We start from the raw sequence: 26,657 nt of genomic DNA, 5'->3' as shown, positions 1-26,657 counted from the left end.
AGATTTATTAAAGAATTTTTACAAATAAGGAATTTTCAATGAATAAATTTAAAAATATTTTGAACAAACGCCTTGGATTCATGGCGTTACTGATTTTTGCTTTGTGGATCAAAACCGTTATTGCCTACTATTTAGACTTCTCATTAGGCGTTTCGGATCCGTTACAACATCTAATTCTAATTATCAATCCCATTGCTACCACATTAATCCTTCTAAGCATAGCGTTGTATATAAATAATCCCAAAATATCGTACATCGTTATGGGAGTTATTTATCTTTTGGAATCAGCTTTACTCTATGGAAACATTCTCTACTTTCGGGAATTTAGTGATTTTCTTTCATTCAATACTATCGCCGGAGCCTCAAAAGTTTCTAAGGGTCTCGGTGGCAGTGCTGCTAACCTCATTCAAACCCATGATTTTATTTATGGACTAGATTTCATTATAATAGCAATTTTATTCCTTATTCATTATATCAAAATTGACGACCGACCAATGAGGAAATTAACTGCCGTGGCGACAACTTTATTGGGTGTTTTTCTATTCTCATTCAACCTAACAATTGCCGAATGCAATCGTCCTCAACTATTAGGACGAACTTTTGATCGGGCCTATATTGTTAAATATTTAGGACTCAATACTTTCTTGGCTTATGATTCAATCAAAACTGTTCAGAATAATCAGGTTCGTTCTGAAGCCGTTGGTACCGATATGGATGATGTTTTATCTTATGTTAATCAAAATTATGCTAAACCTAATCCTAAATATTATGGTGCTGCTAAGGGTAAAAATATCATTATTATTCATTTGGAAAGTTTTCAACAGTTTTTGATCAACGATAAGGTCAATGGACAAGAAGTTACACCATTCCTTAATAGTCTTTATGGCGACAAGAATACTATGTCCTTTGATAATTTCTATCATGAAGTCGGACAAGGTAAAACTAGTGACGCGGAAAACATGCTTGAAACTGGTTTATTCGGATTGCCTGAAGGTTCGTTATTCTCCAAACTTGGTAGTGACAACACTTTCCAAGCGGCCCCAGCTATCTTAGGACAAAAGGAGGGTTATACCAGCGCTGTGTTCCACGGTAATATCGGTAGTTTCTGGAATCGTGATAATGTTTATAAGAATATGGGTTACAATTATTTCTTTGATTCTAGCTATTTCAATAAAACTGACGATTCCAGTTTGGAATATGGCATGAAAGATAAATTAATGCTTTCAGAAAGTGTCAAATATTTGGAACAACTCCAACAACCTTTCTATGCCAAATTTATTACTGTCACCAATCACTATCCTTTCCAATTGCCAGAAGAAGATAATGATGGTTTCACAGCACCTGATACTGATAATAGTGCCGTTAACAATTACTTCTTGACTGCCCATTATTTAGATAATTCTCTAAAGGAATTATTTGATTATCTAAAATCAAGCGGCATCTATGATAACTCAATGATTGTGCTTTATGGTGATCACTATGGATTATCCAACAGTCAAAACCCTGCTTTAGCTCCATTACTTGGGGTTAGTGATGATGATTGGTCCGACTTCAATGATTCTCAGATGCAAAAGGTTCCATTTATGATTCATATGAAAGGTCTCAAGGGTGGTGTCAATCATTCTTATGGAGGTGAAATTGACGTCTTGCCAACCATTCTACATTTGGCCGGCATCAATACTAAACAATACGTTCAATTAGGAACTGATCTACTATCTAAACAACATGACCCCATCACCATTTTTAGAAATAAAAACTTTGTCACACCACATTACACAGTTCTCAAGGACAGTGACGGCAATCCTGAAGTTTATCGAAATAAAACTGGTGAACAAGTTGATTTAAATCAGGATCCTATTCTAAAAGCCAAGGTTACTAAGTGGCAAAAATACGTTGCTAAAAAGCTCAAGCTCTCTGATACGATCAACAACAAGAACCTCTTACGCTTCTACACACCGACTGACTTTACGCCAGTTGATCCTAAGAATTATAGCTATCAAAATGAAATTCAACGTTTGATTCAAACTCGCAATGACCTGGGTTTGAAATCAACCAGTGTTTATTCTAAAAATGGTAATAAATCAACAACTGACCTTTATAATACTGACGCTCCCGAACTTAATGGCGATCGTACTGATATTGACAGTTGGTCCAGTGTTCTCAAGGGTAATAATGATACAACTAAATAAGTCGGCAAAAGCTGGCTTTTTTTATTTTCCGAAATAACGTATTATTAGTCGGTGAACTAAATTAGTTATGAGGGAAAAAATGAAAAAAATTCAATCCATATTAAATTCACGATTAGGTTTTATGACATTCCTAATCGTTTGTTTATGGTTAAAAACAGTTGTTGCGTACTACTTGGATTTCTCATTAAGTGTTGAGAATTTACTTCAGCATTTCTTTTTGATCGTAAATCCACTGGCAACAATTGTTTTTTTAATGAGTTTAGCGCTCTATATCAATAAAGCTAAACTATCTTATATTGTCATGGGAATCATTTATATTGTCGATTCCGTCTTTATTTACGCAAATATCCTTTATTATCGTGAATTGGCCGACTTTATTTCCGTCAGTACCATCACCGGAGTTAGCAAGGTCGCCAAAGGTCTGGGCAGCAGTACTGCCGGTTCAATGCAACTACGTGATCTAATCTACATAATAGATTTTGTTATTATTTTTTTATTATTCATCACTCGGTTTGTCAAAATCGATAATCGTCCCTTTAGAAAATTAAACGCTCTAGCAACCACTTGTTTAGGTGTTGCGCTCTTCTCCGCCGATTTAGCTGGCTCAGAAGCCAATCGTCCCCAATTGCTAAGTCGGACCTTTGACCACTCTTATATCGTTAAATATTTAGGAATCAATGCTTTTTTGGCTTACGACTCTGTACGTTCAGTTCAAAATGACCAAGTTCGTTCCAGCGCCACTGAAACTGAAGTTGATGATGTCTTGGATTACACCAAACAAAATTATGCTGCACCTGACCCTGAATATTTTGGTAAAGCTAATGGTAAAAACATCATCATCATCCATTTGGAAAGTTTTGAACAATTTCTGATTGGTATGAAGATCAATGGTCAAGAAGTTACCCCCTTCCTGAATAGTCTCTACAATGACCAAAACACTGTTTCTTTTGATAATTTTTACCATGAAGTAGGTGCTGGTCGGACTAGTGATGCGGAAACTATGTTGGAATCTGGCCTTTATGGCTTGCCCGAAGGATCATTCTTCCAAAAACTTGGTGGTGACAACACCTTCCAAGCTGCTCCAGCCATTCTAGGACAGAAAAAAGGTTATACCAGCGCTGTTTTCCATGGTAATACCGGTAGTTTCTGGGGTCGAAATGTGACTTACAAGAACATGGGCTACAACTATTTCTTTGATGAAAGCTACTATAATGTCACACCTGGTTCCTTATCAGAAAATAACTATGGTATGAAAGATAAGTTATTATTCTCTGAAGGTGCCAAATACCTTGAACAAATGCAGCAACCATTTTATGTCAAATTTTTAACCGTTACCAACCACGTTGGTTATCCATTATCAGATGAGGATAACGGTGATTTTCAAACTTCTGACAATTCCAATTCAACGGTCAATCGTTATTTCAAAACAGCCCATTATTTGGATAAATCAGTTGAAGAATTCTTCAATTATCTCAAAGCCACTGGTTTAGATAAAAATTCTATGGTTGTTCTCTACGGAGATCACTATGGTTTAAATGAAGAACAACACACTGCCCTATCAACTTTACTAGGCAAATCTCCAGATACTTGGACTGAGTTTAATACTACTCAGACAATGCAAAAGGTTCCATTCATGATTCATATGGATGGTCTAAAAGGTGGCATCAATCATACTTTTGGTGGTGAAATTGATGTCTTGCCAACTATCTTACATTTGGCTGGTATCAACACCGGACAATATGTTCAAATGGGAACCGATCTCTTCTCCAAACAACACAATTCAATCGTACCTTTCCGCAATAGAAACTTTATCACTCCACACTACACAGTCTATCGAACCGGTAACTCCGAGCGAGTTTACTCTAATGAAACCGGTGAACAAATCGATATGCGCGATAATCCACAACTATTAACCAAAGTTGCTAAGTGGGAAAAGGAAGTTGACTTGCGTTTGAAGACTTCTGATAATATCAACAACAAGAATCTCTTGAGATTCTATACTCCGGCAGGCTTTACACCTGTCAATCCCGCTAATTATTCTTATCAGAATCAAGTTCAACAAATGGAGCAACTTCGTGATAGTCTAGGTGATAAATCTACTAGTCTTTATTCTCGAAATGGTAACAAGAGCACTACCGATTTATATAATACCGATGCTGTACAGTTACAAGATGACCGTACACCGATCGACAGTTGGTCTTATTTGAATAAAAAAGCTAAATAAAATTTTTTGGTTCTTACTTATGATTGATTAAAACGGAAGTTAACGAAGAGGTTATACTGATGCCGCTCTCTGTAAGGAAGAAAAAATTGGCTGGAACATAGCAGTGCTATTGAGCCATTTTTTCTTCCTTACTCCGAGCTAGGTTTTGTTTTATATATTGTGTAATTGAAAAATATTAAATATATTTTGATAATTATTAAAACATCATAAGGACCTTATATTACAAGCCCCTTATGATGTTTGGCTAATTAGATAGATTATTTCTTCAAAAAAAGAAATCACACTAGATTATTGCATATGAATCCTCAATTAAGGGATTCACAATAATCTAGTGTGATTTTGTTTATAATTAATAACAATCAAAGAGTTCTCTAGTCTGGAACAACAAAGCCGATTGGCTCAGCAGTAAAATCATTCTTAGCAATTTATTGCTTAGAATGAGGTCGAGCTTGGAGACGATGTGAACTTCATCGGCTTCAAGTCGGCCTACTGCGTTCCAGCCAAATCGGCTTTGTTGTGGAAGACGGGAAGTTAAGTACACTTCCACTTTAACCAATCATGAGTAAGAATTTTTTAATTCAGCTAGTATTATTTAATCCGATAACGCAAAATAGTCTTTAATTTATCAGGCACAGCTCGTCTAGCATCGGACAAATAAATCTCTCGATGAATTTTAGAAATGCGTTTTTTACCTTCAGATTTTACTAATTGATCAATTTTTTGAAAGCTTGCCGGCTCATCGTCGTAACTACCAACATGTAAAACTTGTGCAACTTGCATTGGTTCAAATTTTTTAATTTCTATCTTATCAATTAATGATAGCTTTTTTTGAGACTTAATTTCTTGCAGTGTTGGTTCCAATAAATTCTGAGGTACAAAGTTAGGCACACGAATCATGATGTCATAGCTAAATTCATTCTTGTCAAGATAATCTAATTGTTGACCTTTATTGGTTAGTGACCAGATGCCTTCTAATGGAAAAACAGTATAGTCATTAAATTCGACCTTTTTGTCCAGACAATATTTCTTATAAGCAGCTTTGATACCATAGGCGGCCGGATAAAGCGTCTGAATGCGATCTTGAAAATTTGAACCATTAGGATCACCAATTCCATGTAATGAGATAAATTTTTGCCCAGGCACTAATAAAATAACTGGATTTTTCTTAGTTGTATAAAGTTCTTTTTCTTGTTTACGCCATTCGTATTTCATGATTGTTTACCCCTTTTCATAAAAATATCTTTATTTCAATTTTATACTTTGCTCAAAAAAATACACTCTTTTCAGAGTGTACCTTCGTTATTCATTTCCAGTAGTTTTATGTTCAAAACCTTCATCAAAGAGTGTCACAATAAAGGTTGTTCCTTCATTGACTTTACTCTTAACTTCGATTTCACCACCATGATTTTCGACCAATTGGTGAACGATTGAAAGTCCTAAACCAGACTCGCCATACTTACGATTCTTTCTTGAAGGATCAGCTTTGTAGTAACGATCCCAGATATTTTTAACTTGATCTTCTGACATTCCAATTCCAGTATCAGAAACAGTGAAAACTGAGGCATGACGTGTTTCATCACGTGTCCCACTAATAAAGATCTTCCCATCATTAGTAAACTGAATAGCATTTTGCATGATATTAAAAATCACTTGAACAAAACGATCGTAATCGGCATAAGTCTTGAGTTCACTATCAAACGGCTTGAGAATCAATTCATCGCCTGATGTCTTAGCCTTTTTCTCTAATTGTGAAGTAATATCCTGCATTGGTTTATTTGCATCAAAGACACGTTTAGCCATCGTGATTTGATTGGTTCTGATTTTTTCATAATCGAGATTTTCATTGACTAAACGGATCAAACGTTTGGTTTCATTACGCATCAATTGAATACTTTGACCTTTAGACTCTTCTGGAATGGCATCATATGCTAGCCCCTCCAAAAGTCCATTAATAGTCGTCAACGGTGTTCTCATTTCATGTGATGCATCAGCCATAAATTCCTTACGACGTTGCTCTTGACGCTTAATTTCGGTATCAGAAGCTTCTAATGACTTAACCATTTGATTAAAGTCATCCGACAAATCATCCAATTCATCTCGGCCCTTACTTTCAATATGAACTGAGAAATCATTATTGGCAACCTTCTTAGTAGCACTACGTAAACGATTAATTCGATTGACTTGATACCTCGACAATAAGAAACTTAAAATAATTGCTGCTAATAATGAAATCAACAGTGCAAAGTAAAGCCGACTATTAATCTCACCGATATTAGTCTGCAATTCAGAAACATCTGAACCGGCCCAAACTGCTGCAATCAACTTACCATTTTGAAACCATGGCGTCAGGACATAAACATAACTCCGATTATCATCCTTTCGTAAACGTGGATTACCTGCGGTATTTTGGGGTTTCTGAATATTGCGAACTGTTTTACCCTGTTTCAATTTAGTCCAATAGGACTTTTTTAAATGTAATTTAACATTAGCTGGTGCAGTTGGATAAACTTGATTATTATTATAGTCAAAAATAGCAAATTGTACGTTACGTTCTGACAATACCTGCTCAACCGTCCGAATATTATCGCCGGTTATATTATGCATCTGACCAGTTTTAGGATCAGTTTTCAAAGCTATTTTTTCTAAATTTCCAGCATAGCTTTCCAAACTTTTATAAGTACGATTATATTCCCAATTAGTTGAGGCACTAGTTACGGAATACAGAATAATTCCCAGAGTTGTTAAAATAACAATTAAAAAGCTCAACATATTTTGATAAATTAATTTCATTATTTCTTAGATTTTACTCCTGAATCATCGAATTTATATCCAACGCCCCAAACTGTTTCAATAACTTGTGGACCAACTTTTTCGATTTTCTGACGAAGTTTTTTGATATGAGCATCAACGGTTCTTTCTTCACCAAAATAATCGTAATCCCATACTTGTTCTAGTAATTGTTCACGTGAGAAGACTTGTTTGGGCTTGCTTGCCAAAGTCTTTAACAAATCAAATTCCTTCGGTGTTAAATCGGGAATTTCATTATCACCCAAGTAAGCCTCACGAGTATTAGAATTCAACTTAAAGAATCCTGTATTAATGTCAAATCCATCATCAGCTTCCTCAACTTCAGCGTTAACTGGAGTGTTCTCTGCCAATTTTTCAGCTAAGTTTTCATCACGACGGTGAATAGCCTTCATTCTTGCAATCAAAGTTATCGGACTGAATGGTTTTGTAACGTAATCATCCGCACCAAATTCCAAACCAAGTACTTGATCACTTTCAGTGTCACGTGCTGTTAACATGATGATAGGAACTGTCTTAGAAACCTTACGGATTTCCTTAGCAACTTCCATCCCATCCTTACCTGGAAGATTAAGATCCAAGGTGATCATATCCCACTTATCAGGACTCTCATTGAACATATCGACCGCTTCGTTACCATCATAAGCAAAGCTTGCTTCCCATTTTTCTTTTTGGAAAAACATTCCCATCATTTCAGAAACGGATTTATTATCTTCTATCATTAAAATCTTCATAAATTATCACTCCATATTTAAAGGTTAAGCTATCTCATTAGAATAAAAATTGTTACCATAATATTAGTATACAAAATAAAAATAAGTTGGTGTTATCTTGCAAAATAATTATCGTGGAACCGTCTTTTTTGACCTCGACGGTACTCTTCTAAATGCCCATTCTCAAGTTGACGACTCCGTAGCACAGGCCGTTCATAAACTCAAAGAAAATAACTACTTACCAGTTATCAGCACCGGTCGTTCACCGATTGAAATCGACGCCGCTACACGTACTACTGGTATTGATACCTATATTACTTTAAATGGTGCTTTTGTCCAATCACAAGATAAAGTTATTTATCAAAATAATATTGATCCTGAACTACTAGATCGAGTAATCACTCAAGCCACTGAATTTGGAGATGCTGTGAACGTTCTAGCACCTCACGAATCATATCTAACAGCCATGAATCCTTCAGTTAAACATTTCTTTGAAAATGTTAGCCTCAGCTTACCTGAAGTTAATCCTGGCTATTATAAAAATCATGATATTCCCATGATTTTTATAATTTCAGATGATCCATCAGAAAAATATCAAAATTTATTTGATGAACTACATTTTTATAAAACTGGTCAACACTCAATTGATACCGTCGAAAAACATATTTCCAAAATGAGTGGTATCAAACACTTGCTAAAAGAATTGCAATTGGAAGATAAACCAGTCTACGCTTTCGGTGACGGTACCAACGATGTTCCCATGATCAACTTTGCAGACTATGGCATTGCCATGGGTAACGGTATCCAAACCGTTAAGGACGCTGCTACTTATGTTACCACTGAAAACGTTAACGGTGGAATTGTTAATGGTTTGAAACATTTTAATTTAATTTAGAGCAAAAAAACATCTGTAATTCTTTAAGTCATTTTATGACTTTGAATTACAGATGTTTTTATTTTAATTTATAAAGCAACTTGCAAGGTATCTCTACCATGGGTTCCATTGTCTGCAGCAATTAAGCGTACATCTTTATATGCATTTGTATTTGTAACAATTACAAATGTCGAAAGATCATATCCTGCAGCCTCAATTTTATCTTTATCAAATTTAATCAATGGTTGACCAACTTTAACAATATCTCCCTGTTTAACAAGAGCTGTAAAGAATTTTCCATTCAATTTAACTGTGTCAATACCAATATGAATCATAACTTCCGCACCCTTATTAGAAGTAATTCCAATAGCATGATGAGTATTGAATAGCATTGTAACTGAACCATCAAATGGTGCATAAACTGTACTATCATCAGGTATAATAACCATTCCTTGACCCATAGCTCCTGAAGCAAATGCAGGATCATTGGCTTCAGCTAAATCAGCTACTCGTCCACTCAATGGTTGTTGAATTAGTTCATTAGATAATTCTTTCGCATTACCAATAGAATCAGCCTTTGTTTGTGTAGCGGCATCTTCATTAATACCAATTACCATAGTAATCGCAAAGGAAACTGCGAAACAAATTGCTAAACCAATAACATAAGCTACAAATGTTGAACCAACAAAAGCAGGCAAAGTTGTTAATCCACCAAACGCGAAAGCAAATGCTTTAACATGCATACCACCCATGAAGGCACCGCCGACGGCACCACCAGCAATAGCTGCAATCAATGGCTTCTTATATTTAACACCAATACCATAAATAGAGGGTTCTGTAATACCAGCAAAGAAGATTGATAGTAAAGCAGACATAGAGTATGCTTTTACCTTTTTATCATTTGTCTTGAAAAATGTTCCCAAAGTAGCACCAGCCATACCAAAATTAGCAGCTGCTGTTAATGGAACAATTTGATCATGACCTAATCTACTAATATTTTGAATCATAACTGGGTTTACAGCCCATTGTAATCCGAAAATAACGAAGACATTCCAAGCACCACCGACGATGGCACCTGCAACCCAACCATTAGCATTCATTAAGAAGTTGATAGCCGTTGAAATTCCTTCACCAACGTAAACCCCAAACGGTCCAAATAATCCGGCTGTTAATGGAACCATAATGAATAATGAAATTAATGGAACAAATAATAATTGTAGACTTTCTGGAATAAATTTCTTTAACCAATGTTCCAAGTATGACAAGCACCAAATGGCTAAAATAGCAGGAATAACAGTTGAAGTATATTGCATTAGAACAATTGGAATACCAAAGAAGTGTGTAACAACACCATTACCATGTGAACCCATAATATTGGTAATTTCCGGCATTATGAGTGATCCCATAATAGCTGCAGCAACATATTTATTAACTTTAAACTTTTCAGCTGATGTTATTGCCAAAAGAATCGGTAAGAAATAGAACACTGCCGTCGAAGCAGCAGTTAAAATATGATAAGTTCCTGATGTGTCACTAAGCCAGTGTAATTGGACTAGTAATAAAACAACACCACGAAGAACACCGGATCCAGCTAATAGCGGTAGTAAAGGCGTAAAAATTGCTGCCACAATATCCAAAAATCTTGAAAAAACATTTCCACTCTGTGGTTCTGAATCTGTATCATTGGTTTCTTTATTTAAACTAGTTCCATCAACTAAGTCATCATAGACGTTTGCAACAGCTGGACCAATGATTACCTGATATTGTCCACCTGTTTCTGCAACGTCAATAACACCATCAAGATCCTTTATTTCTTCTTTATGATTATTAGCAATTGAATCATCGCGTAAAAGCATTCTCAATCTCGTTGCACAGTGGGTAATTCCAGAAATATTTTTTTCTCCACCGACCAAGTCAAGAATCTTTTTCCCTAAAGATTTTTCGTTTGACATAATTGTCGCTCCTATACATCAATATTTAAACTATGTATTAATTTTTATCTTTGTATTTGTCACTTTTTGAAAATTCAATATCTTTGAATTCCTTATCATCACGATCTTCTATAGCCCCTAATTCATCTACTCGACGTTCATGACGACCACCAATAAAGCTTGCATCCAACCAAGTCTTTACAATCATCTTGGCTAATTCAGGACCTACAACTCGTGATCCAAAAGCTAAAATATTTGTGTTATTATGCATTCTTGACAGTTGTGCTGAATATGGTTCACTGCAAACAACAGCTCTAATACCTGGTACCTTATTAGCTGCCAGTGAAATTCCTACACCAGTACCACAAATGACAATTCCTAAATCATATTCACCACTAGCAACTACTTCCCCCACTTTTTTCCCATAAATTGGGTAGTCAGTTCTTTTAGTTGAATCAGTTCCGAAATCCTTAACTTCATAACCTAATTCTTTTAAATATTCAATAATTGTTGGTTTTAATTCATAACCAACATGATCTGATCCGATAGCAATTTTTTTCATAATTTATAGCTCCTTTAATTCTTTGACAATTTTTTTATAACTTTTATTTTTTCCAAATAATGACGATGTTCCAACGATAAAACCATTAACTCCGAATTCTGATAATTGTTTAATCTTCTCTGGGGAAATAGCCCCATCTACCATCAATTGAAATTGATATTTATCTTTTAGTTCAGATAAATCCTTAATTTTATCATTCACATATTCCAAATATGCTTGTCCTGCAAAACCAGGATTAACAGTCATAACCAACACATAATCAACTAATGGAAGTAATTCCTTGATTGTGGCAACCGATACTCCCGGATTAATAGCAATTCCAGGATGAATTCCTTTTTCTCTAATACTTGCCAAAGTCCTAGATGGCATTGGATCAGTATCTGGATGAATATAAATGATATTGGCCCCCAAGCTAGCAAATACCGGTACAAAATTTTGGGGATTATTAACCATTAGATGTACATCCATTGGTGTTTTTGTTAAACTCCGAACAGCTTTGTAATCTTCTACTCCTAATGCCATATTAGGAACAAATGCACCATCCATGACATCCATGTGAAAGACATCCACTCCGGCATCATCCAATTGTTTAATTTCATTTTTTATATCAGTAAAGTCTGCACACATTAATGATGGACAAATTAATTTTTTCATAGTTTACTCTTTTCCTTTTTGAGAAATCGATTACTCAATTCTCAAAGATAAATCACGCCCATTTGTTTTAATGACGTGTTGATACCACTCAAAACTATCTTTCTTAATACGTTTTAAATCATTATTTTTATCAACGTAAATAAAGCCATACCTTTTATCAAATCCTTCTCTTGTTGAATAAAGATCTGTAGCCGACCAAGTTAGATAGCCAATAACCTTAACTCCATCTACCACAGCCTCTTTCATTCTTTCAATATGATTTGCCAAATACTTTATTCGATAATCATCGTGCACCTGATTATTATTTTCCAATATATCATGTGCGCCTAAACCATTTTCTAAAATTAAAATTGGTAACTGATATCGTTGATAAAAATCCTCCAAATAATGCTTAAAGCCGTACGGATCAATCGTCCATCCCCAGTCAGTCGTTTTACAATATGGGTTCGGTGACTTTATTGCATTCATAGAATCAACATTATCATTAGATCCTATTGCCGAAGACATATAATACGTTAACGACATAAAATCAGGTTTAACTGAATTTAATAATTTCAAATCATTATCTTGAATAATTTCATTAAAATTAACATCCTTAAAGCTATTAAGATAATATGCTGAATATTGACCTTTAAAATCAACATCTGCTGGACCATATCCTATTCTCTTCATAACATTGTCTGCTTTTTCAACATCTAACGGATTACAAGTCTTGGGGTAAACACAACTATTACCAATATTACCGCCAACCTTAGCTTTCGAATCAATATCATGAACAATCTTAACAGCATTAGCATAACTTAAATTAAAATTATGTTGCATTTGGAAAAGTTCAGTTTGATTCTTAGTCTGATATCCAGACATATATTTTGAATCAAGTAACAGATAATTTTGCTCATTAAATGGTATCCAATATTTAACTCTACCTTTGAAGTATTTAACTACTGTACGTACATAATGAGAATAATCTAAAATTATATTTCTACTCATCCAACCATTATATTTTTTCAACAAATGCAGTGGTAAATCATATGCGTACAAAGTGACCACAGGTTCAATATGATACTTCTCTAATTCTGTTAATACATTATCGTAAAATTTTAACCCCTCTTCATTTGGTTCAATGTCATCACCATTAGGAAAAACTCTTGACCAACTCATTGTAAATCGATAGATTTGAAATCCCATTTCACCGTAATATTTAATATCTTCTTTATAACGGTGATAATGATCTGAAGCAGTCTTAAAGTCATCAAAATCCGATTCATTTTGATTGCCATCATTTTTACGAACATCAGCAATTGAAAGCCCTTTATTGCCCTCTTGAAATCCACCTTCAAATTGTTGTGCATTGGTTGAACTTCCCCACTTAAACTCCTTTGGAAAATCATTACTCAAATGAATCATGCTAAACCTTCTTTCAAGTCGTTATTTATTGGGTAATCGTTTTCTCAACAAACACAGTGTATCATCGTAAAAATAAAATGTCAACGGTTTCTAAAACAATGTCCCTATTTGAACAAAGGTGTAAACTATGTAAAACTATTTCAGTAAACAATTTGAGAGATTAAGGAATTTGCAATGGATAAAAAATATTCAATTAAAGATATTGCACAGTTAAGTGGGGTTTCTGTCGCAACAGTATCAAGAGTTATTAACGATAACGGTCGTTTCTCAGAAGAAACCCGAAAAAAAGTCTTAAAAGTCATTAAAGAAACAGGTTATCAAACCAATTTTAGTGCCAAAAATTTAAGAATGAATAAATCCTTTTCAGTTGGAATATTGGTACCTGATATTAGTAATTATTTCTTTGCTACTGTAGTTCAAAAAATTGAAAAGATTCTGTTTAAATGCGGTTATTCGACAATTATTTGTAATACGGCTAGAGATGAAGATAAAGAATTAGCATATTTAAAGATGTTGGAAAGTAAGGGGATTGACGGTTTAATAGTTATCTCTGGTGCTAAAGCATTTGATATTAATAAAGTGAGTTCATCTTCAAAAATTCCTTTCATATGTATTGATAGAAAACCAAAAGATAAGAAAAACACAATTTTTATTGCCTCTGATCATTATCAAGGAGCATTAGATGCAACTGATTCTCTATTTAACTCAGGATCTAAGCATCCTATCATTGCAACACATAAACATTATTCTTCATCTGGTGCTGATAGACTTCGGGGATTCAAAGATTCTTTAGAAAAGCATGGTCTCCCCTTTGACACTTCTAGGAATCAAATCACTTTGACAACTGAAAATACAACCATCAAGATGGAAAAAGTTCTAAAAAGTCAACCTGAAATTGACGGTATTTTTGCTATTAATGACACTGTTGCTATTGAAGTATTATCAGCTTTATTGAAATTAGGTAAGTCTGTCCCCAATGACATTAAACTCATTGGCTTTGATGACGAACCACAAGATAAGCATACTTACCCTACATTATCATCTGTTAAACAAGATACTGATCGTATTGCACAGGTAGCCGTGGAAAATTTAATTGGTTTAATTAACTCTACCGGAATTACTAGTGAATCAATTATAATTCCAGTAGAATTAATGCCTCGAGATTCAACCCTTTAACATACTTCACAAATAAAGAACTCCCATGTCAGGATTACTAATCCTAATATGGGAGTTCTTTATATTCAAATACATTTGGACAAAAGATTTAGTTATTTAATAAAGCCAACATTATCCGAATGATTAATCTTATCACCATCAAACAAAGTTATTTTTTGAGTTTCATTCAAATTTGTACAAATAAAAATAACATCAGTCTTTTTACCCATTTTTTTAATAAAATCAAAATCTACAGTTCCTAATAAAGTATTTTGATCCACTTTATCATTTTCAGAGATATTTATTTCAAATCCCTCTCCATTTAACTCCACAGTATCTATTCCAATATGGAGCAAAAATTCGAGGTTATTAGTTTTAATAGCAATTGCATGCTTAGTTGGAAATACAGAGACAATTTTCCCTTTTATGGGACTGTAAATATTCTTAGAATTAGGTTCTATCATAAAACCATCACCCATTGATCTAGAGGAAAAAAGTTCGTCACTTGTTTCAAATACTGATTTAATAACACCGCTAACCGGCGCATACAGTTCTGTTTTTTTTGAAAATAATCCCATTGTTAAACACTTATCCTTCTGGCACTAAAAATCGAGTATATTCAGCAAGTTCATCATCAATTTTGTCTGATATAATAACAGCTTCTGAAATATCAAATGCTTTAACATTAGCTGTTTGATAAAACTTACTGCTATCGCAAAGAACATAGGTTTTACGTGAATGTTCTTTAACAATTCTTTTTTTAACGGCTTCTGAAATATTAGGGGTTGTTATACCATTTTGAGGATCAATACCATTGACCCCAATAAAAGATTCATCAAAAAATATATTTTTTAAACCTTCTTCAGTAAATGAACCACTGAGAGAAGATGTTACTGGATTATATAATCCTCCGACAACAATTATATCTGCATTGAGATCTTTCATAGACTGTCTAAAAACACTCGTATTTGTAGTATAAATTGTAATATTTTTATGAATTAATTTTCCCAATAGAATAGAACCATTAGATCCAGAATCAACATAAATATTATCCCCATCATTAACTAAGTCAACAGCTAAGGATGAAATGACATCTTTTTCATTTTTATTAATTAATGATTTTTTTGAAATAGGTAATTCATCAGTATTTGATAGATACTTTACAGCTCCACCATACATTGATTCCACTTTACCTAATTTTTCCAGTTCTTTTATATCTCTTCTTAAAGTTGATGCTGACACATCAGGAAATTCCTTACTGATAGAATCAATCTTTATAAGCCTTTTTTCTCTTAATAATTTTAATAATTTTTCTTGTCGTTCATATGGAATCATCATCGTCATTCCTTTTTACATCATCATTTATAACCTTTATTAAGGATAATTATATCAAATTAATTTAGATAATCATTCCGTACAATTACTTTTAAGCCAATTTCTCATCACGACTTGTAAAGAAATAGGCCAACACAGCTCCAACAATCAATGAAATTAATAACCCTATCATTGCTTGAATAAAATTATTTTGATTCTTCATAATGAATGCTGGAAATGTCGTTACGCTACCAAAAACAAAGGCATTTGTTGCAACATGCATAAGTGCAAGATATGCACCTCCGACTGCACCACCAATTATTTGTGCTAACCAAATTTTTCGATTCTTTACTAAAAGTCCAAATAAAGTTGGTTCAATAATAGCAGACAGTACAATAGTAACCAAACCAGTTAAAGAAAAGCTACGTAATTTAGAATCTTTAGCCTTTAACCAAACTCCAATAGTTACTCCGATAACTGCAAAGTTACATGCGAAAGTTAATGGACAAATATAATCATATCCAACTGTGGCAATATTATTGATCATGATTGGATTGATAGCCCAATGTATTCCGAAGCTAACAAGGATACTCCAACCACCACCGACTAGAATTCCAGCAAGAATACGACTATGTAAAATAGCCCAGTTAACAACCCTGGCTATCATTTCGCCACCGTACACACCAAGTGGTCCAATTACGATGACAGTTAAAGGTATCATGACTGCTAGTGAAATTAATGGAACAATTACTAATTTTAAATTCTCAGTAACATACTTATCCAACCACTTATATAGATATGAAAATACCCAAATTGATAAAATAATTGGAACAACTGTTGAATTATAACTCATTAAAACAACTGGAATTTTCATAAATGTGGTCATGGCACCATTACCATGGGTACCCATTAATTTAATAAAATCTGGATATAATAATGCCCCACCTATAATTGCGGAAAGATAAGGACTCGCTCCAAATCTTTTTGCAGACGTAAAAGCTAAAAGTACTGGTAAAAAATAAAATACACTCATTGATGCGGCATAAAAAATAGTATATGTACCACTTTTTTCATTTATTAAACCTAATTGAACACATAGTATTAATATCCCTCTTAAAATACCTGATCCAGCTAAGGCTGGTAGTAATGGAGCAAAAATACTAGAAATTGCAGAGAAAATATTACTAATTATACTACCCGACTTTTGGGAACCATCGTTGGCTTCTTCCAATGTTTCATTACCGCCAACTGCTTTTTCAAATTCGGCATATACCTTGGGAACCTCGATACCGATTAATATTTGATACTGACCGGCCGCTCGAGCAATATTTATAACACCATCAATATCAGTTACTTTGGTATCATCGACAATTGATTCATCCTTTAAGTTCAAACGCAATCTTGTTGCGCAATGTGTCATGTTAGCAATATTTGTTTTTCCACCTACTGCTTTAAGTATTTCAATGGCCGTCTTTTTATAATCCATACTTTCAACTCCCCCAGAGTTTTTCTAAGTTTATTTTAAGAAACCAATCATTAATTTATGAGCAGCAATCGCATCATTTTTTTCTATAATCTCACTAATCTTTTCCATTCCCACAGAATCAATAAGCGAATCCAATTTTTTAATCATGTCAATATTTGCTTGGCATTCATCGGTTGCGTTTTCTATCACGGGAAAAGTATCAAAATAAAACATTCCATTATAATTATGTTTTTTAACATAATACAAAAATTCAAGTGTCTTAAATGGACTAGCAGTTCCGATCATTAGTCCATCATCGTTTAATCCATAACCATCATTTATATGAATCCCAAACAATTTCTTTCGTGAACCAAAAATATCAGCTGCAAAAGCTGGATTTTCGTGTTTCATTAACATATGACAATAATCTAATGTTATTCCAACATTTCTTCTATCAATTTCTTTAACCATCATTCCAGTAACACCCATTGAATCAATAAAAGCATACGCCCTGGGTTGAAATGGCTTATATTCAATGCTGATTTTTAAATCTGGTGCATAGTCGGCAATCTCTTGAAAGGCACATCTTAATTGATTCCACACTTTTAAATAATTAATTTGGAAACTGTAATCAAAGGCATCATGCGCCATCCAAATTGTTACTACGTTTCCTCCAGCCTTTCTACAATAATCTGCAGCAGATTTGCATAATTCAATTGCTTCTTTAGATACTGAGTCATCATTATTTGTCAGGTCACCGTTAACAAAATCATTCTTGAATCTTAATGCAACACCATTTAATTTCAAATTATGGCCATCCAATAATGCTTTCATTTCTTTGGGACTAAATCCATCTGTATGCTCAGGATAATTAAGATCCACATACCCTAAACCTAATTTTTGAAATTGATCAAAAACTTTATCCATATTATTATCATTGACCGGTAAAAAAGAATTAATTCTTGTTGCTAATTTCATTATTATTCCTCCTGTAAACGTTTTCTATTATAGCATCATTTTTCATTTATATTCAAATATATTCAAATAAAATCATCAAATTTCATCAAATGGTGATTATCACTGATTTTTTATAAAAAACTACAAAAAAAAGAAACTAATGAAATATTTATTCATCAGCTTCTTTTTTAATATTCTCTTATCATCAATTAACGATATTTCTCATATATTATTTTCTAATAACAACCTTACCCATCATATGACCACCTTCAACCAATTCAGTAGCCTTCTTAATATTTTCCAAATTAAATCCATGGAATACCTTAGTAACGGTCGATTGAATCATCCCACTGTCTAAACCATCAGCCAATTTTTCCAAATAAGCTCCTTGATCTGACATAGAATCCAATCTGAACTTAGCTTTGGTAAACATCCATTCCCAAGCAAAATTAACGGACTTCTCTTTCAAATCTTCTATCTGTGATTCACGTAGATTGGTAATGGTAGCAAAAGTTCCAAATGGTTTGATCAATTCTACAATTTCGTTCCAATGAGGGTCGTTATCACTAAGTCCAATGATATAATCGACATTCTCAATTCCCAAGTCCCGGACTTGTTTGATTAAATCCTCATGATGATTAACCACAAGATCGGCTCCTAGGTCTTTGACCCATTTAACCTTCTCCTCAGTCGAGGCAGTGGCAATTACTCTTAAACCGGCTGTATGAGCCAATTGGATAGCAATTGAACCCACTCCACCAGCTCCATTAATAATTAAAACCGTTTTAGATCGATTATCGGCGGCTGGATCAATCTGCAACTTCTCAAATAACAACTCACTGGCGGTTAAGGTAACCAGTGGCATAGCAACGCTTTTTTCAACTGATGTTTCCTTAGGCGCATGGGCAACAATCCGTTCATCAATAATTTCATATTCCTGATTTGAACCATCACGAGTATAGTCACCAGCAAAAAAAACTTTATCTCCGACTTTAAAATTCTTGACGTCTGAACCAATACTATCAACGGTACCGTATCCGTCATATCCTAAAATTTTAGGGTTTGTCAGTTCATCCGCAATATTCTTTCTAGTGGCGATATCAACTGGATTAATTGAAATACCCTCGATTTTAACTAGCAGATCACGTCCATTAGGAGTTTCCTGCTTTTTTTCAAATTCAACAAAACTAGTCAACTTATTATCAGTTACACCATATGCTTTCATTTATCTAACCTTCCTTTTAATACCTCAATTCTATAATAAAAAACTATTTATTAGAATTTTTATCCCCCGCAAACAAAAAATCGATCTTACCTTAGATGGCAAGATCGACTTTCCTATTAAAATGTATTTTTCTAGTTCTAACTTAAAATCTCAACCGTAGCGCTAGTAATTCCGTAAGAAGGAATCATATCATTAGGCATGGCCATATCGATTTGATAAGGATTGTCATAGGCAAAGGTTCCGGTATCATTAACTGTTCGATACCAAACGTCCCCTTGAGCTGATGTAATCTTTAAGCGTGACCAACGAGGAATCACACTCAAATTTGTAGCAACTCCTGAATAACCCATATCTGATCCAAGGACAGCTGGATCATAAAAACTAATTTTAAATGTACCAACATTGTGACTTGTTGATTGCATTTCTACTGGAGCCTCAGAGGCTGATTGAGTGATGGCTTTTTGTGAAGCTTCAATTTGTTCTGGTTGTGATTCTTGGACTGGTGCATGATCGACTTCCTGGTTATTTTGAGTTGAAGTGACATCTCCCATGTTTGGATCCTTTTCACTATGTTTGATACCTGGCATAAATTCCTTGTTGTCTGATAATGAGACTTTTTTGTTTAGTGTGTCAGCACCTTCATTAACTGTTTTTTTTGTTTCCAAATTAGTTAATGTTTTTTGAAAATCTGTTGTATTACTTACTTGGCTTGATGATGAATCTGCCGCATAGGCTACTGAGTAACCCATTCCCCCTGTGACGATCAAACTGATAATAAGTAGTGCATCTAATTTAATTTGCTTTAGCAACTAATCTCTCCCCGGTTGTATGTTTACCAGATGTCACTATACAAGACGAATGTGACAAACATATTACAGGCAGAATAAAAAAAATCAGTTGGATGATTTTTTTGTAACATTTTCGTAATGAAGGTCATATATTTATAAATATTTCAGGCATATTTAACTTTTTGCCATTTTTGCAAAAGATTGTGATATTTCATACAATTTTTTGCAATCGTTTACTATATAAAATAAAAAAATATTTGTTTGCGAGAACAAATATTTGTGAGAAAAAATTATTTGTGATAATTTAGAAATATCGAATGAGATGGAGGAATTTTAAATGTCTAAAAAAATCGCTGTTGTTGTAGGTAGTTTACGTAAAGGATCATTTTCAAAACAAATTGCTAGAAATCTAATGAAGTTGTTCCCAAGTGGTTATGAACCCGAATTTGTTGAGATTGGTAACTTGCCACTTTATAACGAAGATATCGATACACCTGAGAACGTCCCTGCCACATATACTGAATTCAGAGACCAAATTAAGGCTGCTGATGGTGTATTATTCGTTACACCTGAATACAATCGTTCAATCCCCGGTGGCTTAAAGAATGCACTTGATGTTGGTTCACGTCCTTACGGTCAAAATGCTTGGAATAACAAACCTGCTGCTATCGTCAGTGTATCACCTGGTGCTATTAGTGGTTTCGGTGCTAACCATGTCCTACGTCAATCATTAGTATTTTTGAATATGCCTGCATTACAACAACCAGAAGCTTATATCGGAAATGTTACTAAGATTCTTGATGATGATGGTAATGTTGCTGAAGGCACTGTTGGTTTCCTACAGAGTATCGTTGACGCTTATGTTGACTTACTTGATAGATACTAAAATCAACTAGTTTATTATTCATTAGAAGAAAATTTACAATATACTAAAATCCCTGTATTAGTTGGTTATTACCAATCAATACAGGGATTTTTTACTCTAAATATTTATTATTAACTAAAATTTCAATTTCAAAACTAATTTCAAAACATTAATAGCCGATTTTTGAAGATCACCTAGATACAAATCATTATTATCTTTCCATTTACCATTCAAGAGAATATGCTCATCATCAACAATTTGGGCCTCGCCATTATAGATCCAAGTTTTAACTTGTTCGTTTAAATTTGAATCCTGACCGATTCTAACTTTGACAACGATTGCTCCGTCGGGGTCAATCATGAAGTCATTCCACATTTCCGTTTTAACAAATTCTTTTTTCAACATATCGTAATCTTTTTTAATCTTAATATTGCCCAGACTATCAAACTCAGGTCCAAAATCACTAACAGCGCTCATCAACTCCGATTTAGAATTCCCCGGCATAATTAAATCATTACCCGCATGCATACTCTGCTTAGGGTCAGCTGAACTGAACCAGTCTGTCATAACTGAACCATCAAAGTGCCATTCATCACGTAAGATATTGGTCAATAAAGCAAAATTTGCACCCGCGAAAATACCATTGACTCGATTATAGGCTGTCATAATTGCCGTTGGTTGAGATAATTTAATGGCAATCTCAAAGTTGCGTAAATAAATTTCACGTAAAGCTTGTTCACCAATAACACTGTTACCGTAATTACGATGACTTTCTTGATTATTACCCAAGAAATGTTTGATCGTCACACCAAGTTTTGGATGAGATTGCACGCCCTTAGTTTCATAAGCCGCCATCGTTCCAGACAAATAAGGATCTTCTGAGAAATACTCAAAATTACGTCCCCCCAGTGGATCTCGATGAATATTCATTCCTGGAGCCAACCAGAGATCAACACCAAATTCCTTCATTTCAGTTCCAATAGCAAACCCGATTTTTTCAAGTAAATTCTTATTCCAAGTTTGAGCTAAGGCTGTGCCAATTGGCCAAGCAGTTGCGTAATGAGTTATTTTTTGTCCATTTCTTTCGAAAATTGGATCAACTCGAATACCCGCTGGTCCATCTGCCATGACAATTGATGGAATCCGTTTCTCTTCAATTGCACCAGTTTGTCCCGCTGCGCCAGGAACTAAATCAGAGGAAATACCAACCGGCCCATTGTCAGTCTGTGAAAGTTGTCCTTCAACAATATTCACTAGTTGTTGATCACTGAGGCTAGCAATAAATTCAGCTAATTCAACTTCCCCGTCAGACACATCAGCTAACGTTTTGCCAGCAGCATTCCGGACATCTTCAATTGCTTGATCATAACCAGATCCAGGTAAATTTTCACGTTCAGATACAAAGGTTGTTACATCAGACTCTTCCTGATATTGAACAAATTCCGTCTCAGCAAAATTGGCTGCTTTCAAAATAAAGAAAGGAACATTGCTGACTTGCTTTAATTCCACTTTGTTTTTAGTCAAAGTTGTTGGATCAATTCTAGGTTTTAAACCATCATTAACTTTCTTTAAAATAACTTTTTCATCTAATTTAAAACTAGCCACGACTTTAGTATTACGAGAGCTATTACCACTTCTAACCAAATAGGTTCCTGGCACCAAAACATAAGCTCCCAATTCTTCATCAAAAATACTTAAGTCGCTAATGGGGATTTCAAAATCCAAATCCTGTTGCGCCTTGGGACGAAGAAGTTTGGTTTTATGGTAATCAACCAACATTTGATATGGCGTAGGAATAGCTGTTTGTGGTTGTGAAATATAAATTTGAACTGTTTCTTGACCAGCAAAATTATCACTAGTATTTTCAACTTCTAAATTTAATTTAATTCTAGTCTCATTGATATCAACCTTAGGAGTTTTTAAGAAAAATTTGGCATAACTTTGACCAAAACCAAATTCATACCGTGGTTTAATAGCAAAACTATCGAAATAACGATAACCAACATAAATCCCTTCAGCATATTCTGGATTAGACATTCCAAAATTTTCTGAGCTGGAATAATCAGCATAGTCGTAGGCCCAAGTATCAGTCAGTTTACCAGATGGTGTCTTCGTACCATCGAGAATCTCTGCAATAGCATCCCCACTAGTCATTCCCAATTGTGAAACCAATACAATACTATCAAGCATCGGACAGTCTTCGACAAAACTGGTATCCATTACACCACCAACATTCAAAAAGACGACACTATTATTGTAATATTCACTCATTTGTTTGATGTTGGCTAATTCATTATCAGTCAACTTAAAATCACCTTTATTATTACGACGATCATAATTTTCACCAGAACTGCGAGCAATTACATAAATTCCGGTCGCAGCATCATCAAATTCACTGATTTCAGGGTCTTTAAATTTGAATGCTGGTGCTAACAAGCTCATCGGATCATCATTTAACTTCTCCATATAAAGTTTTTGTTCTTGACGATAATAACGTTGTAACCTTGCCAACCATGACTTGGAAGTGATCGTAAACCCATGGTCTTCAAGTCCATCAATGATATTAACCATGTCACGTTGGTTAACATCTCCTGAACCACTGCCACCTTTAATTGTGGCGAAAGCACCATTACCATATAAGGAAACTGTCTTATTTTTTAAGGGTAAAGTATTATTTTTATTTTGTAGCAAAACAATCGCTTCTTCAGCGGCTTTTTTAGCTAATTCCTTATTTTCAAGTTCTCGTTGTGAAATAACTTTTTCCATCTAAAATTCTCTCCTTTGGTGGAAATGTAATTATCTTAATTTTACACTTTTCAAAACCAAAGGTCGAAATTCATCTGTCTAATTTATGTTTATAACAAAAGCCAAGATAAGTTAAAAAAGTCCCTAAACTAATCACTGAGCCTAATTTTAATCCTGGAACTTGATAATTTAATTCAATTTGATGTTTTCCTTGACATAATTGAAGATAACTCAGATTGCCCATAGTTTGACCAAGCGGCATTTTTTGACCATCAACTGTCACTTGCCAACCTTTATCGTAAGGAATGTTCAATAACAAAATCTGCTTACTTGAAGTAACCTTGATATTGCCATTTATCCTCTGACCATTAAAATTTTTATGTACTTTTAACGATTGGCGATTTAAATGTTTAATTGAGGCAGATAATTTTTGATTATTCAGAACAAAAAATTGTTCTTTCAAATTATGAACTGACCCAATAATTTTAATCCGATTGACGACTTTATCACCCAAATCAATTACCATTTTGTCAGAATAACTATCTGGAATTATTTTCTTACCATTGATTACAATTGCCTGAACTGAAGCTTGATTAATAAAATACAAATTTCCTGGTTGATTACCGTGAATTATTAACTCCTGAGGTTTAATAAAGGTTATTTGTGGCTGAACAAAATATTTCTGTTCATTTCCATTAATGGCTTGCCAGATATATTCCTGATTATTGATTGGACTGCCTGGCTTCAAACGTACCTTTAACAATTGCTTATTTACTAACGTCCCCACTCCTAATGCCTGCGTTTGTCTGACTTGCTGTCCGATTATATGATATTTCACACCAAACAAAGCATCTGTCAATTTGGTGGCACCATTGGGACTGATACTTCTAACATTGCGTCCATAATAACCAAGATCCAACAACATCTGTCTAGTTTTCGCATTAAAGGTTGAACTGTAAAGACTGACACCACGACTATTAAAAAATAATGGATCATTATTATTACTGTCCAAAATACTATCGGTCTGATCAATTAAGGGATTTAAATTAGTTATCCGATAAAATGTGTGGTTGTTTTTATTGATTTCTTGATACGTTTTAGACTCAATTTGATAATACTTTTGATAAAATTTTTCCTGACCAAAACTACCCCCCTGTAATCCGCCAACAAAATTGATAACTAATTCTAAACCAACTATGAACGATAACAAATATTTAAAAAAAACGTTTGCCTCTAAAAAATTCATTAATAACCCAGTAGTTAAAATAAAACCTAAACTCAAATATAAATAATTGATTGATACATATTGCCGATTTTTATTAGCAAAGATATAACCGACACTTACTATCAATATCGTCAAAATTATCGCTATCACCAAATCATGTTGCCTAATTCCTGCATGAAAACTCTCATATGCCAAGGTAATTGCTATAAAGCTAAAGAAGTAAACATTTCTAAAATGTAACCCGACTGGTGGTTGAAACATATGCCAAACAGTATTAAATGTCAGCAAATACATTCCTAAAAAAAGAATCACTAATATCGCCCCAGCAGCCGCCTTTTGCCGTTGATTGATTTGTTGATTCAAAAAGAAGGTTATTAATAATATCAGAATAAAACTAGTCATAAACACTTCTGGACCCGGAGAAGTCCGCTTGATTATCGTATTACCAACCACTCCGAATTGAATCAAACTGGACTTGCCAAATTCGGGTATAGGTAAAAAATTATGTAGATTTATTTTTTCTTTACTACTCTGCAGCATTGCTAAAATCGTTGGCAACACAATTACTAAACTCAACAATCCCGATATAATAGAAGAAACTAAATATCGTCCTACCACTTGTACTTTCAATTGACGATTTAATAGACCCAAATACAAGAAATAAATCACTGAAAACAAACACATCATATAACCCATATAATAATTGGTGATAATCGTTAAAAGTAAACTGAAAATGTATAAATTACTCTTCTGCTGATAAAATATTTGTTGAATTCCCAAAGTTACTAAAGGTAGCAAGATCAGAGCATCCAACCACATCAGATTATAAAAATATAACGCCACAAAACCACACAGTGCATAAACTGTGGAAAATAAAAGATTACTCAATTTTCTATTCTGATAAAATTTCTGAAAAAAATATGCTCCACTCAGACCAATCGTGGCTATCTTTAAAAGAATAATCACATTAAACGCCTTTGGAACTTGATTGACAGGAAATAATAATAAAATTAAGTTAAAGGGACTTAAGAGATAGTATGAAAACAGATCAAAGAAATTATCACCCAAGGATAAACTGAATGAATAAAACGCCCCATTGAAATTGGTTAGTTGTTGTCGAAAGTAGGTCAAAAAAGCAATATATTGAGTACCAACATCCCCGAACATCAAATTATGATTTCCAAAAGGTGTTAGTCCAGTACACCAAAATATTATGATCATCAAAATCAGGGGAATCATAAATGCTAACAGATAATAAAGCTGTCTCTTTAGTTTCGTCAAAGTTTTCACTTCCCGATAATTTTTTAAACAAAAAAGGTCACATTGTCCATTGATTAAAACCAGTCTAATCAATAGACAATGTGACTTTCAAATATAAGGAATTAAATTAATTTGACGAATTGTAAACCATGATTATTTATTTCTTAAAAATATATTTCCGTAAAACATATTTATGAATCAACCACAGTATTATCAATAAAATTAAACCAATGACAACTTCACTGAATAAAAAATTCCAATTAAGTGCTAATCGGAAAATATTTAGGAGTGGATCATTA

General features: G+C 34.0%; 20 protein-coding genes. 5 read left to right on the top strand and 15 right to left on the bottom strand.

The annotated features are described in order from the left end of the window. The first annotated feature begins 38 nt into the window (after positions 1-38). Positions 39-2,189 carry an LTA synthase family protein gene (locus IV57_RS07805; protein WP_057880957.1) on the top strand — a complete coding sequence of 717 codons (2,151 nt, stop codon included), beginning with the start codon at positions 39-41 and terminating at the stop codon, positions 2,187-2,189. A 79-nt stretch (positions 2,190-2,268) separates the two neighbouring features. After that, positions 2,269-4,413: an LTA synthase family protein gene (locus tag IV57_RS07800; RefSeq protein ID WP_057880956.1), complete on the top strand. Its 2,145-nt coding sequence runs from the start codon at positions 2,269-2,271 to the stop codon at positions 4,411-4,413. Between the two features lie 588 nt (positions 4,414-5,001). Here the strand turns inward: IV57_RS07800 and IV57_RS07795 are convergent. The 3 genes from IV57_RS07795 to IV57_RS07785 form a co-directional block, all read right to left on the bottom strand. Further along, entirely contained in the window at positions 5,002-5,625 is a 624-nt protein-coding gene (locus IV57_RS07795; RefSeq protein ID WP_057880955.1) for a GyrI-like domain-containing protein, read from the bottom strand. A gap of 87 nt (positions 5,626-5,712) precedes the next feature. Next, on the bottom strand, positions 5,713-7,203 hold the full coding sequence (locus IV57_RS07790) for a sensor histidine kinase (protein ID WP_057880954.1): 1,491 nt from the start codon (positions 7,201-7,203) through the stop codon (positions 5,713-5,715). After that, positions 7,203-7,952, bottom strand: a complete 750-nt coding sequence (locus IV57_RS07785) for a response regulator transcription factor (RefSeq protein ID WP_057880953.1) — start codon at positions 7,950-7,952, stop codon at positions 7,203-7,205. The genes IV57_RS07790 and IV57_RS07785 overlap by 1 nt, the downstream gene beginning before the upstream one ends. A 97-nt stretch (positions 7,953-8,049) precedes the next feature. Here IV57_RS07785 and IV57_RS07780 point away from each other — a divergent pair, with 97 nt between their 5' ends. After that, positions 8,050-8,826 (top strand): Cof-type HAD-IIB family hydrolase, encoded by a 777-nt coding sequence (locus tag IV57_RS07780; RefSeq protein ID WP_057880952.1) that lies wholly within the window; start codon positions 8,050-8,052, stop codon positions 8,824-8,826. 68 nt (positions 8,827-8,894) lie between these two features. On the opposite strand, the gene IV57_RS07775 is transcribed toward IV57_RS07780, so the two are convergent. Genes IV57_RS07775 through IV57_RS07760 form a run of 4 tightly spaced genes read right to left on the bottom strand, consistent with a single transcriptional unit; the run spans position 8,895 to position 13,359 of the window. Beyond that, positions 8,895-10,757, bottom strand: coding sequence for a beta-glucoside-specific PTS transporter subunit IIABC (locus IV57_RS07775; protein ID WP_057880951.1), 1,863 nt, complete (start codon positions 10,755-10,757; stop codon positions 8,895-8,897). A 37-nt stretch (positions 10,758-10,794) separates the two neighbouring features. Then, positions 10,795-11,298: a ribose 5-phosphate isomerase B gene (rpiB, locus tag IV57_RS07770; RefSeq protein ID WP_057880950.1), complete on the bottom strand. Its 504-nt coding sequence runs from the start codon at positions 11,296-11,298 to the stop codon at positions 10,795-10,797. 3 nt (positions 11,299-11,301) lie between these two features. Beyond that, positions 11,302-11,952: a ribulose-phosphate 3-epimerase gene (gene rpe, locus IV57_RS07765; RefSeq protein ID WP_057880949.1), complete on the bottom strand. Its 651-nt coding sequence runs from the start codon at positions 11,950-11,952 to the stop codon at positions 11,302-11,304. 30 nt (positions 11,953-11,982) lie between these two features. Continuing rightward, positions 11,983-13,359, bottom strand: a complete 1,377-nt coding sequence (locus tag IV57_RS07760; RefSeq protein ID WP_057880948.1) for a glycoside hydrolase family 1 protein — start codon at positions 13,357-13,359, stop codon at positions 11,983-11,985. A gap of 174 nt (positions 13,360-13,533) precedes the next feature. Between IV57_RS07760 and IV57_RS07755 the strand changes: the two genes are divergently transcribed. Then, positions 13,534-14,535, top strand: coding sequence for a LacI family DNA-binding transcriptional regulator (locus tag IV57_RS07755; protein ID WP_057880947.1), 1,002 nt, complete (start codon positions 13,534-13,536; stop codon positions 14,533-14,535). A gap of 92 nt (positions 14,536-14,627) precedes the next feature. Here the strand turns inward: IV57_RS07755 and IV57_RS07750 are convergent, their stop codons facing one another. From IV57_RS07750 to IV57_RS07725, 6 genes are all read right to left on the bottom strand, one after another. Next, entirely contained in the window at positions 14,628-15,092 is a 465-nt protein-coding gene (locus IV57_RS07750; RefSeq protein WP_057880946.1) for a PTS sugar transporter subunit IIA, read from the bottom strand. A 10-nt stretch (positions 15,093-15,102) separates the two neighbouring features. Next, on the bottom strand, positions 15,103-15,852 hold the full coding sequence (locus tag IV57_RS07745; RefSeq protein WP_338025659.1) for a DeoR/GlpR family DNA-binding transcription regulator: 750 nt from the start codon (positions 15,850-15,852) through the stop codon (positions 15,103-15,105). A gap of 88 nt (positions 15,853-15,940) precedes the next feature. Continuing rightward, positions 15,941-17,314: a PTS transporter subunit EIIC gene (locus IV57_RS07740; protein WP_057880945.1), complete on the bottom strand. Its 1,374-nt coding sequence runs from the start codon at positions 17,312-17,314 to the stop codon at positions 15,941-15,943. Between the two features lie 30 nt (positions 17,315-17,344). Then, a complete protein-coding gene (locus IV57_RS07735; protein WP_057880944.1) occupies positions 17,345-18,271 on the bottom strand; it encodes a sugar phosphate isomerase/epimerase family protein in 927 nt (308 codons plus the stop codon). Between the two features lie 208 nt (positions 18,272-18,479). Continuing rightward, positions 18,480-19,475, bottom strand: coding sequence for a zinc-binding alcohol dehydrogenase family protein (locus IV57_RS07730; RefSeq protein WP_057880943.1), 996 nt, complete (start codon positions 19,473-19,475; stop codon positions 18,480-18,482). Between the two features lie 137 nt (positions 19,476-19,612). Further along, positions 19,613-20,284 (bottom strand): RlpA-like double-psi beta-barrel domain-containing protein, encoded by a 672-nt coding sequence (locus IV57_RS07725; RefSeq protein WP_057880942.1) that lies wholly within the window; start codon positions 20,282-20,284, stop codon positions 19,613-19,615. 316 nt (positions 20,285-20,600) lie between these two features. Between IV57_RS07725 and IV57_RS07720 the strand changes: the two genes are divergently transcribed. Continuing rightward, positions 20,601-21,149, top strand: a complete 549-nt coding sequence (locus tag IV57_RS07720; protein ID WP_057880941.1) for an NADPH-dependent FMN reductase — start codon at positions 20,601-20,603, stop codon at positions 21,147-21,149. A gap of 114 nt (positions 21,150-21,263) precedes the next feature. On the opposite strand, the gene IV57_RS07715 is transcribed toward IV57_RS07720, so the two are convergent. Further along, entirely contained in the window at positions 21,264-23,894 is a 2,631-nt protein-coding gene (locus IV57_RS07715) for a glycoside hydrolase family 3 protein (protein WP_057880940.1), read from the bottom strand. Between the two features lie 70 nt (positions 23,895-23,964). Then, complete coding sequence (locus IV57_RS07710) at positions 23,965-26,379, bottom strand: YfhO family protein (protein WP_157051936.1); 2,415 nt, start codon at positions 26,377-26,379, stop codon at positions 23,965-23,967. Between the last annotated feature and the right edge of the window lie 278 nt (positions 26,380-26,657).

The organism is Companilactobacillus kimchiensis (genome assembly GCF_001438805.1).
Taxonomy (GTDB): domain Bacteria; phylum Bacillota; class Bacilli; order Lactobacillales; family Lactobacillaceae; genus Companilactobacillus; species Companilactobacillus kimchiensis.
The sequence above is the reverse complement of the archived record's forward strand: the minus strand, read 5'-3'. Positions and strand labels throughout refer to the sequence as shown.

Bases quoted from the DNA above. Each gene is read 5' to 3' on its own strand.
- IV57_RS07795 (WP_057880955.1), bottom strand. From the start codon at position 5,625: ATGAAATACGAATGGCGTAAACAAGAAAAAGAACTTTATACAACTAAG.
- IV57_RS07740 (WP_057880945.1), bottom strand. From the start codon at position 17,314: ATGGATTATAAAAAGACGGCCATTGAAATACTTAAAGCAGTAGGTGGA.
- rpe (WP_057880949.1), bottom strand. From the start codon at position 11,952: ATGAAAAAATTAATTTGTCCATCATTAATGTGTGCAGACTTTACTGAT.
- IV57_RS07755 (WP_057880947.1), top strand. From the start codon at position 13,534: ATGGATAAAAAATATTCAATTAAAGATATTGCACAGTTAAGTGGGGTT.
- IV57_RS07745 (WP_338025659.1), bottom strand. From the start codon at position 15,852: ATGATGATTCCATATGAACGACAAGAAAAATTATTAAAATTATTAAGA.
- IV57_RS07805 (WP_057880957.1), top strand. From the start codon at position 39: ATGAATAAATTTAAAAATATTTTGAACAAACGCCTTGGATTCATGGCG.
- IV57_RS07790 (WP_057880954.1), bottom strand. From the start codon at position 7,203: ATGAAATTAATTTATCAAAATATGTTGAGCTTTTTAATTGTTATTTTA.
- IV57_RS07730 (WP_057880943.1), bottom strand. From the start codon at position 19,475: ATGAAAGCATATGGTGTAACTGATAATAAGTTGACTAGTTTTGTTGAA.
- IV57_RS07735 (WP_057880944.1), bottom strand. From the start codon at position 18,271: ATGAAATTAGCAACAAGAATTAATTCTTTTTTACCGGTCAATGATAAT.
- IV57_RS07800 (WP_057880956.1), top strand. From the start codon at position 2,269: ATGAAAAAAATTCAATCCATATTAAATTCACGATTAGGTTTTATGACA.
- IV57_RS07775 (WP_057880951.1), bottom strand. From the start codon at position 10,757: ATGTCAAACGAAAAATCTTTAGGGAAAAAGATTCTTGACTTGGTCGGT.
- IV57_RS07785 (WP_057880953.1), bottom strand. From the start codon at position 7,952: ATGAAGATTTTAATGATAGAAGATAATAAATCCGTTTCTGAAATGATG.
- IV57_RS07750 (WP_057880946.1), bottom strand. From the start codon at position 15,092: ATGGGATTATTTTCAAAAAAAACAGAACTGTATGCGCCGGTTAGCGGT.
- IV57_RS07760 (WP_057880948.1), bottom strand. From the start codon at position 13,359: ATGATTCATTTGAGTAATGATTTTCCAAAGGAGTTTAAGTGGGGAAGT.
- IV57_RS07715 (WP_057880940.1), bottom strand. From the start codon at position 23,894: ATGGAAAAAGTTATTTCACAACGAGAACTTGAAAATAAGGAATTAGCT.
- rpiB (WP_057880950.1), bottom strand. From the start codon at position 11,298: ATGAAAAAAATTGCTATCGGATCAGATCATGTTGGTTATGAATTAAAA.
- IV57_RS07720 (WP_057880941.1), top strand. From the start codon at position 20,601: ATGTCTAAAAAAATCGCTGTTGTTGTAGGTAGTTTACGTAAAGGATCA.